Origin of the sequence: Gaiella sp. (assembly GCF_035558935.1) — a bacterium.
Lineage (GTDB): Bacteria > Actinomycetota > Thermoleophilia > Gaiellales > Gaiellaceae > Gaiella.
On the sequence record NZ_DATMBZ010000013.1, the window covers coordinates 1 to 8,655 of the forward strand.

Consider the following 8,655-nt stretch of genomic DNA (forward strand, 5'->3'; position numbering starts at 1 on the left):
GCGACCGTCGCGACGGCACGCCGCGCGGCGTCGAGGTCGAGCGTCATCCGGCCGCCGAGGAAGTAGCCGGGATCGAGATAGCCGAGCACGAGGTCGGCGTCGGTGACGGTCGGCGCGGTGCCGCCGAGGCCGTAGCAGGCGGGCCCGGGCGCCGACCCGGCCGAGTCGGGGCCGACGGCGATCGTGCCGAGAGCGCTGACGCGCGCGATCGAGCCGCCGCCGACGCCGATCTCGATCATGTCGATCACCGGGACGCGCACCGGCGTCCCCGAGCCCCGCTTGAGGCGGTACCTGCGGTCGACCTCGAACTCGTCGGCGACGAGCGGGCGCCCCTCCTCGACGACGCAGAGCTTCGCCGTCGTGCCGCCCATGTCGAACGAGACCAGATCGGGGTGGCCTCCCGCTCGCCCGTAGGTCGCCGCTGCGAGCGCGCCTGCCGCGGGGCCCGACTCGAGCAGCCGGATCGGGAACCGCTTCGCGGTCTCGACCGTCGCGATCCCGCCGCTCGAGAGCATCACGTACAGCCGGCCGCCGAAGCCGCGCCGAACGAGGCGGTCGCCCAGCTCGGTGAGGTAGCGCGCCATGAGGTCCTGCACGTAGACGTTGGCGACGGTGGTCGTCGTCCGCTCGAACTCGCGGATCTCCGGCACGACCTCGGACGAGAGGGAGACCCGGAGCGCGGGCGCCGCCCGCAGGAGGGCGTCGCGGGCACGACGCTCGTGCTCCGGGTTGGTGAAGCTGTGGAGGAAGGAGACGGCGACCGCCTCGATGCCCGACTCCCCGAGCTCGCGTCCGAGTCGCTCGACGAACGGCTCGTCGAGCGCGACCGCCACCGACCCGTCCGCGAGCGTCCTCTCGGGCACGTCGAAGCGGAGGTGGCGCGGGACGAGAGCGCGGGGATTCTCGATCAGCAGGTCGTAGAGCTCGTAGCGCCGCTCGCGCCCGATCTCGACCGCGTCGCGGAACCCCTGCGTGGCGAGGAGCGCCGTCGGCGAGCCCTTGCGCTCGATGATCGCGTTCGTGACGAGCGTCGTCCCGTGCACGACGAGTTGCAGGTCGGAGAACGGGAGTCCGAGCCGCTCGAGCGTCTCTGCGAGCACGGTCTCGACCCCCTGCGAGGGGTCGTTCGGTGTCGTCAGCGTCTTGCCGACCGCGACCACGTGGTCGCGGTCGACGACGCAGAGATCCGTGAACGTCCCGCCGATGTCGACGCCGGCGCGGAGCACGTAGGCTCAGGCCGGAGCCGGCTCGGTGACCTTCGCGGGCGCGAACAGGTCGAGCAGCCGCTCGGTCTGGTGCGCGGCGGCCGGCCGGAGGATGGGCAGGTGGACGCCGACGTCGCGGAACTTCTGGACGCGGGCGAGCACCTCGTCGGGCGTGCCGCTCGCGGTCATGCCCTCCACGTACGAGTCCGGCACGGCCGCGATCAGCGCCTCCTTACCACCGCGGTTCCACGCCTCCTCGAAGACCGGGATGTCCTCCTCGCGGATGTACGGCTCGCCGACGCGCATCTTCGGCCCGGCGATGAACGGCAGCTGGATCGGGTCGAGCTTGCTCGCGACCTCCCACTTGATCGCCTGAACGGCCGCGTCGTGGTCGTCCTCGACCGAGCAGTTGATCAGCTGCGCGACCTTGAACTCGGACCAGTCGCGGCCCGCCTCCTCGGCCGACTCGCGGACGATCGCGAGCGCGTTGGCGCTGTACTCCGGCGAGCAGATCGCGTTCAGGAGGACGCCGTCGGCGATCTTGCCGGCGAGGCGCAGGCCTGGCTTGCTCGTCGCCGGCAGGTACATCGGGATGTACTTCCGCAGCGGCTCGAAGCCGAGCTCGACGTCGTCGAAGTTGACCGCCTCGCCGTGGTAGGAGACGCGCTCGCCGGTCAAGATCAGGCGGATCGCCTCGACGTACTCGCGCAGCGCGACCGACGAGTTGATGTGCTCGAGGCCGTGGCGCTTGGAGTGCGTCTGCGTGCAGGCGCCGGGCGCGAGCATGATCCTGCCGCCCGACATCTCGTCCAGCGACGCCAGGGTCTGCGCCATCACGAGCGGGCTGCGCAGCCGCACGATCTGGGTCGTGCCGAGCGTCAGCTTCGAGGTCGCGAGCGAGAACGTCGCGAGCGCCGTCGGCGAGTCGCGGTTCAGCTCGATCGTCTCGGAAAAGAACCCGATCTCGTAGCCACGACGCTCCGCCTCGGCCATCCACATGGCCATGTCCCTGTTCGTGAGGCTGGCGTCGTACCCGGTTGCGAAGCCGACTCGTTCCATCGTCCACCCCTGTTCTGGGTCGCGGCGCCCCGGGCCGGTCGTAGCGCTGCCCGCGGCGAGATGTCTTATAGTAAAGATACCTTGCCGCCCGCCGAAGTCGCTGTCAAGCTGGAGCCTCGATGAGCGGGCCGTCGATCAGCGACCGGATCGGCCGGCTGCCTCGTTCCGGCATCCGGGGGATCATGGAGCTCGCGCTCGAGCTCGAAGACGTCGTGCGCCTCGAGATCGGCGATCCCGACTTCGCGACGCCCGCACACATCGTCGATGCCGCCGCCGAGGCGGCGCGCGCCGGATTCACGCACTACTCCCCCGGCGTCGGTCTCCGGAGCCTGCGCGAGCTGATCGCCGAGAAGGTGCAGGGCCGCAACGGCCTCGTCTGCACGCCCGACGAGGTCGCCGTCACGACCGGCGCCTGCGGAGGGCTCTTCTCGACGTTCCTCGCGCTGCTCGATCCCGGCGACGAGGTGCTCGTGCCCGATCCCGGCTGGACGACCGTCGTCCCCATGGCGCTCGCGGCCGGCGTGACGCCGGTGCCCTACCGGCTCGACCGCACAGCGGACTTCGCGCTCGACCCGGGCACGGTCGAGGACCGCATCGGGCCTCGGACACGGGCGATCCTCGTCAACTCTCCGAGCAACCCGACGGGCGCGGTCGCGACGAGAGCTGCCCTCGAGGGCGTGCTCGAGCTGGCGGGCCGCCACGGGCTCTGGGTCGTCTCGGACGAATGCTACGAGGACATCGTCTTCGAGGGAGAGCACACGAGCCCGGCCGCTCTGGGCGACCGCGAGCGCGTCGTGAGCGTGTTCAGCTTCTCGAAGTCGTACGCGATGACAGGGTGGCGGGTCGGCTACGTCGTCGCCCCACCGGAGGTCGTCCGCGCCATCGTCAAGGCGCAGGAGCCCGTGGTGTCGAGCGCGTCGACGGTCTCCCAGAAGGCGGCCGAGGGCGCCCTCCTGGGGCCGCGCGACCCGATCGACGCGATGTGCGCGGCCTACCGGCGACGCCGGGATCTCGCGCTCTCGCTCCTCGACGAGGAGGGAGTCGGCTACGCACGTCCGCGGGGCGCCTTCTACGTCATGGTCGACGTCGCCCGCGCGGCAGAGCCCTCGGAGGCGTTCGCGTTGCGCCTCCTGCGGGAGCGGCACGTTGCGGTGGTCCCCGGCAGCGCATTCGGCGACGGCGCAGAGGGGATGGTGCGCGTCTCACTCGCGGCGTCCGAGGAAGCGATCCGGAGCGGGCTCGAGCGGCTCGCGACCGAGCTCGAGAGAGCGTCAGGCGGAGAGCGCGCGGCCGCCCGGAGCTGAGGAGGATCCCGATGGACGTCCAGGAGACGATGGCCCACACCCGGAACGGGCCGCAGGACTACGCGGGCTCCGTGCTCACCGCCGTCAAGGCGCGTGACCCGGGCCAGCCCGAGTTCCATCAGGCGGTGTCCGAGGTCGTGCGCTCGCTCGAGCCCGTCGTCGAGCGGCATCCGCACTATCGGACGGAGCGCGTGCTCGAGCGGCTCGTCGAGCCGGAGCGCGTCGTCTCGTTCCGCGTCGCGTGGGTGGACGACGGGGGCGAGATCCGGGTCAACCGCGGCTACCGCGTCGAGATGTCGAGTGCGATCGGCCCGTACAAGGGCGGTCTCCGCTTCCATCCGAGCGTCACGATCGGGCTGCTCAAGTTCCTCGCCTTCGAGCAGATCTTCAAGAACGCGCTCACGACCCTGCCGATGGGCGGCGGGAAGGGCGGCTCGGACTTCGACCCCCACGGACGCAGCGACGGGGAGGTGATGCGGTTCTGCCAGTCGTTCATGACCGAGCTGCAACGCCACATCGGCCCGTTCACGGACGTCCCGGCCGGCGACATCGGGGTCGGGGGCCGCGAGATCGGGTTCCTCTTCGGCCAGTACAAGCGGATCCGCAACGAGTTCAGCGGCGCCCTGACCGGCCGGGGGCTGGCCTGGGGCGGCTCGCTGATCCGCCCGGAGTCGACCGGGTACGGGTGCGTGTACTTCGCCGAGGAGATGCTCGCGACCCGCGGCGACGCCCTCGAGGGCAAGGCCTGCCTCGTCTCGGGAAGCGGCAACGTCGCGCAGTACGCGGTGGAGAAGCTGATCGAGGTGGGGGCGAAGCCGGTCACGCTCTCCGACTCGGGCGGGTTCGTCCACGACCCCGACGGGATCGACCGCGAGAAGCTCGCATACGTGCTGGAGCTCAAGAACGAGCGGCGCGGCCGGATCCGCGAGTATGCGGAGCGCTTCCCGCGCGCGGTCTTCGTCCCGGCCGGCGGCGGCGACGCCAACCCGTTGTGGGCCGTCCAGGCCGACTGCGCGTTTCCCTGCGCGACCGAGAACGAGATCTCGGGCGCGGACGCGGCAGCGCTGGTGGCGAACGGCGTGACGGTCGTCTGCGAGGGCGCGAACATGCCGACGACGCCGGAGGGCGTCGAGCGGTTCCTCGCCGCAGGCGTCCTCTACGGCCCCGGGAAGGCGGCGAACGCCGGCGGTGTCGCCGTCTCGGGGCTCGAGCTGTCTCAGGGTGCGCTGCGGCTCAAGTGGTCGCGTGACGAGGTCGACGCGCGGCTGCGCGAGATCATGCGCTCGATCCACGCCCAGTGCCGAGAGACGGCGGCCGAGTACGGACGGGAGGGAAACTACGTCGACGGCGCGAACATCGCGGGCTTCGTGAAGGTCGCGGACGCGATGCTCGACCAGGGGGTCGTCTGAGCTCCCCTCTCCACAGCCGGCCGCACGCCGTACAGAGCCCGTGCAAAGCCGCGGAGCGCAAGAGCGCGCACATCGCAGTCTGCCTCGAGCATCCGGTGGAGTTCCAGACGCGCACGACCGGCCTCGAGCGGTACGACCTGCCCTACAGGGCGCTGCCCGAGACCGACCTCGCCGCGATTCGCACCGACGTGCGGCTCTTCGGCCGCCGGCTGCGGGCGCCGCTCGTGATCGGCGCGATGACGGGCGGCGCCGGAGCGTCGGCGTCGATCAACCGGAATCTCGCCCGTGCCGCGCAGGAGTTGGGGCTCGGGATGATGCTCGGCTCCCAGCGGATCATGCTCGAGGAGCCCGCGGCGGCGGCGAGCTTCCGGGTGCGCGACGTCGCGCCCGACATCCTGCTGCTCGGGAATCTCGGCGTCGCCCAGCTCAACCGCGGATACGGCGCCGACCACGTCCGGCGCGCGATCGACGAGGTCGGCGCCGATGGGCTCGCATTCCATGCGAATCCGCTGCAGGAGGCGGTCCAGGAGGCCGGCGACGGGGACTTTCGCGGTCTCGTGCGCCGGCTGGAGGAGGTCGTCGCGGACGTCCGTGCGCCGCTCCTCCTGAAGGAGGTCGGCCACGGGCTGGACACGGACACCGTGCGTGCCGTGGCGGCCGTCGGCCTCGCCGGCCTGGACGTCGCGGGCGCGGGTGGCACCTCGTGGGCGCGCGTCGAGCAGTACGTCCGCCACGGCGAGGTCGTCCAGCCGGAGCTCGCCGAGTGGGGCATCCCGACGGCGGACGCGATCGTCGGCGCGCGCTGCCACGCTCCCGAGCTGACGCTGATCGCGTCGGGCGGCATCCGCAGCGGGCTCGACGTCGCGAAGGCGATCGCGCTGGGTGCGGACGCGGTCGCGATCGCGCTACCGCTCTTGCGACCGGCCCTCGAGTCGGCCGACGCCGTCTGCACCGCCCTCGAGCGCCTGCTCGAGGAGCTTCGAGTCGCGATGCACTGCACCGGGACGCGTGACGTCGCGGAGCTCCGCCGCGTCCACCTCCTCGTCCGGGTCGTCGTCGGCCCGTCGTAGCCGTAGCGGTCAGCGGCCTGGGACGAGGCGCCCGAGCATGTCCTTCGCGACGTGGCCGGCGACGCCCGGATTCTCCTGGAGGCGCCGCAGCGAGTACTCGTACCACTGCTGCCCGTAGGGCACGTAGATGCGGAGGGGGTGCCCCGCTGCGACGAGCTCGCGGCCTCGCTGGACACGGACGCCGAGCAGCATCTGCAGCTCGTACCCCGCCGCCTCGAGCCGCGGGATCCGGTCGAGCGTCTGGCCGAGGAGCCACTCGTCGTGCGTCGCGACCGCGACACGGCAGCCGGCGTCGACGAGCGCGTCGAGGCACGCGACGAAGCTCTTGCGGATCACTTCCCGCTCCTGGAACGCGATCGCGGACGGCTCGACGTAGATCCCCTTGCAGAGGCGCACGCTCGGCCGCAGGTCGGAGAGCGCCTCGATGTCGCCGAGCGTGCGGCGCAGCGCGGCCTGGAGCACGATCCCGACGCCGTCCTGACCGTCCTCGCGGAGCGACCGGTAGAGCTCGAGCGTCGCGTCGGTCGTGCTCGAGTCCTCCATGTCGATCCGGACGAAGATCTTGCGGGCCGACGCGTCGCGCAGAACCTCTGTGAGCAGGGCGCGGCAGAGCTCGGGATCGACGTGGAGGCCCAGTGCCGTCAGCTTCACGGAGACGTTCGCGTCGAGCCCGTCCGTCGAGATCGCGGCGAGCGCCTCGTGGTAGGCGGCCGCGATCGTCTCGGCGGACTCGGGGTGTGTGATCTCCTCGCCGAGTACGTCGACCGTCGCGCTCATCCCGTTCGCGTTGAGCTCCGAGACGACGCGCCGGGCGTCCTCGAGCGTCGCGCCGGCGATGTACGGAGCCGCGACCCTTCCCACGATCGACCGCGGCACGACCGGAAGCGCGCGTGCGACAGCGTGGTCGAACAGCCTCACGGGCGGGGATCGTAGTCGGAACACCGCGTTCGCCCGGCGGCTTCGGGCGGTGGGTTACTCGCGCATGAAGCCCTGGCGGGCGGCGGAGACCAGCGCCACCGCCTCGGGGAACAGGACGCGCATCGCGTCGCGCAGCTGGAGCGCCTGCTCGGCGGCCGTCCCCGACGGCGACACCTGGGCGAGCGCGGCCTGGGTCAGCTCGACGGCCGTGGAGAGCGTGAGCGTCGCGAACTGCTCGCGCTGCGCCTCCTTGACACCCTCGGCCTGCTGCTCCGCGAAGTCCCGCAGGCCGCGCAGGATCTCCTCCGGGTCGCCGCCGAACGGGAAGAAGCCTCCGCCTTCCATGCGTCCAGGCTACTGAAGCGGGCCCCGGTAGGCGCGCTCGACGTCGGCCCAGAGGGCGTCGGCTACCTGGGCCGCGCTACGCATGGCGGCGCTGAAGGGCGAGGACGCCGTCGGATCGAGGGCTGTCTCGAGGCGGCGCGCGGCCTGGCCGATCTCGTCCAGCCGCTGCGCCGTCGCGAGCTGCGGCGGCGTGCCGAGCACGTGCTGCAGGTCGCGCGCTGCCGCCACCGCCTCCTCGATCCCGTCGGGCGCTTCGGTGATCCGGAGCGCGACGAGCTGCGCGCGCAGCTCGTCGAGGTCGCCCGGGAACGCCGCCTCCTCCGCAACCTCGCACAACGCGGCAATCGAGACCGCGTCGCGGACGTCGCGCCGGTCGTCGAGCGCGTGGCCCTCCCCGTCGAGCGCGAGCCAGCTCCGCTCGCCGTCGCTCCCCTCGAACGCGCAGACGTAGACGCGACGGCCGGCCGCGGCCTCGGTAGGCAGGACGCCGCTCACCCGATCGCCGTCGGCCTGCGTCGCGGCCTCCCTCGCCGCGCGCTCGAGGTCGTCAGCGAGGGCCACCGTGCCAGGATAGGGCCGCATGCTCTCCGAGCGACGCCGCCACGCCCGTGCCCTCTTCGCGCCGCTCGGCCCGACGTACGACCGGGTGGGAGCGGTGCTCTCGTTCGGCCAGGACCCGCGCTGGCGGCGGTTCCTCGTCGACCGGCTCCCGCGAGACGGCGGGCAGGTCCTCGACGTGGCCACCGGCACGGGCCTGGTGGCGCAGGCGCTGCTCGCCCGCGGGTTCCGCGTCACGGGCCTCGACCAGAGCCCCGAGATGCTCGCTTGCGCGCGCGAGCGTTTCGGTGACCGCGTCGAGCTGGTCGAGGGCTCGGCCGACGAGCTGCCGTTCGACGACGCGTCGTTCGACCACCTCACGTTCACCTACCTGCTGCGCTACGTGGACGATCCCGGGGCGACGCTGGCGGAGCTGGCGCGCGTGGTGAAACCGGGCGGGCGGATCGCCTCGCTCGAGTTCGGAGTCCCCGCGCCGCCGCTCTGGCTACCGCTCTGGCGCCTCTACACCCGAGTTGGCTTGCCGGGCCTGGGTCGCCTGTTCGGTCGCAACTGGTACGAGGTGGGCCGCTTCCTGGGACCGAGCATCGAGGGCCTGTACGAGCGGTGGCCGCTCGGGCGCCAGCTCGAGCTCTGGCAGGACGCCGGCATCTCGCGGGTGCGCCAGCGGCTCATGAGCCTTGGCGGTGGGGTGGTGACGTGGGGCATCCGCGATGAATGAGGCGGCTGAGCGGCCCGCTTTCTACGCGCTGCGCACTGGAGGATGGCGCGACCTCGTCACCCTGCTGCA

The 8,655-nt window shown here is 72.1% G+C and carries 9 protein-coding genes; 4 read left to right on the plus strand and 5 right to left on the minus strand.

The genetic code is table 11. The annotated features are described in order from the left end of the window. Window positions 1–1,226, minus strand: a 1,226-nt coding sequence (locus tag VNM44_RS01480; RefSeq protein WP_325621821.1) for a hydantoinase/oxoprolinase family protein, incomplete at its 3' end; no start/stop codon positions are given. Window positions 1,227–1,232: 6 nt separating this feature from the next. Continuing rightward, a complete protein-coding gene (locus tag VNM44_RS01485) occupies window positions 1,233–2,264 on the minus strand; it encodes an LLM class flavin-dependent oxidoreductase (protein ID WP_325621823.1) in 1,032 nt (343 codons plus the stop codon). 119 nt (window positions 2,265–2,383) lie between these two features. Here VNM44_RS01485 and VNM44_RS01490 point away from each other — a divergent pair, with 119 nt between their 5' ends. The 3 genes from VNM44_RS01490 to fni are packed head-to-tail and all read left to right on the plus strand — an operon-like array spanning window position 2,384 to window position 6,047. Next, window positions 2,384–3,568 (plus strand): pyridoxal phosphate-dependent aminotransferase, encoded by a 1,185-nt coding sequence (locus VNM44_RS01490; RefSeq protein ID WP_325621826.1) that lies wholly within the window; start codon window positions 2,384–2,386, stop codon window positions 3,566–3,568. Between the two features lie 29 nt (window positions 3,569–3,597). After that, the gene (gene gdhA, locus VNM44_RS01495) at window positions 3,598–4,977 is read left to right on the plus strand and encodes an NADP-specific glutamate dehydrogenase (protein ID WP_414652949.1); all 1,380 of its coding nucleotides are present in this window, start codon (window positions 3,598–3,600) and stop codon (window positions 4,975–4,977) included. Then, a complete protein-coding gene (gene fni / locus VNM44_RS01500) occupies window positions 4,974–6,047 on the plus strand; it encodes a type 2 isopentenyl-diphosphate Delta-isomerase (protein ID WP_349257994.1) in 1,074 nt (357 codons plus the stop codon). Before gdhA ends, fni begins: the two co-directional genes overlap by 4 nt. Window positions 6,048–6,056: 9 nt before the next feature. Here fni and VNM44_RS01505 read toward each other — a convergent pair whose 3' ends face one another. Genes VNM44_RS01505 through VNM44_RS01515 form a run of 3 tightly spaced genes read right to left on the minus strand, consistent with a single transcriptional unit; the run spans window position 6,057 to window position 7,871 of the window. Next, the gene (locus tag VNM44_RS01505) at window positions 6,057–6,965 is read right to left on the minus strand and encodes a proline dehydrogenase family protein (RefSeq protein WP_325621832.1); all 909 of its coding nucleotides are present in this window, start codon (window positions 6,963–6,965) and stop codon (window positions 6,057–6,059) included. A 54-nt stretch (window positions 6,966–7,019) separates the two neighbouring features. Beyond that, complete coding sequence (locus VNM44_RS01510) at window positions 7,020–7,310, minus strand: hypothetical protein (protein WP_325621834.1); 291 nt, start codon at window positions 7,308–7,310, stop codon at window positions 7,020–7,022. Between the two features lie 9 nt (window positions 7,311–7,319). Continuing rightward, a complete protein-coding gene (locus VNM44_RS01515) occupies window positions 7,320–7,871 on the minus strand; it encodes a hypothetical protein (RefSeq protein WP_325621836.1) in 552 nt (183 codons plus the stop codon). Window positions 7,872–7,890: 19 nt separating this feature from the next. Here VNM44_RS01515 and VNM44_RS01520 point away from each other — a divergent pair, with 19 nt between their 5' ends. After that, window positions 7,891–8,586: a class I SAM-dependent methyltransferase gene (locus VNM44_RS01520; protein ID WP_325621838.1), complete on the plus strand. Its 696-nt coding sequence runs from the start codon at window positions 7,891–7,893 to the stop codon at window positions 8,584–8,586. The last annotated feature ends 69 nt before the right edge of the window (window positions 8,587–8,655 follow it).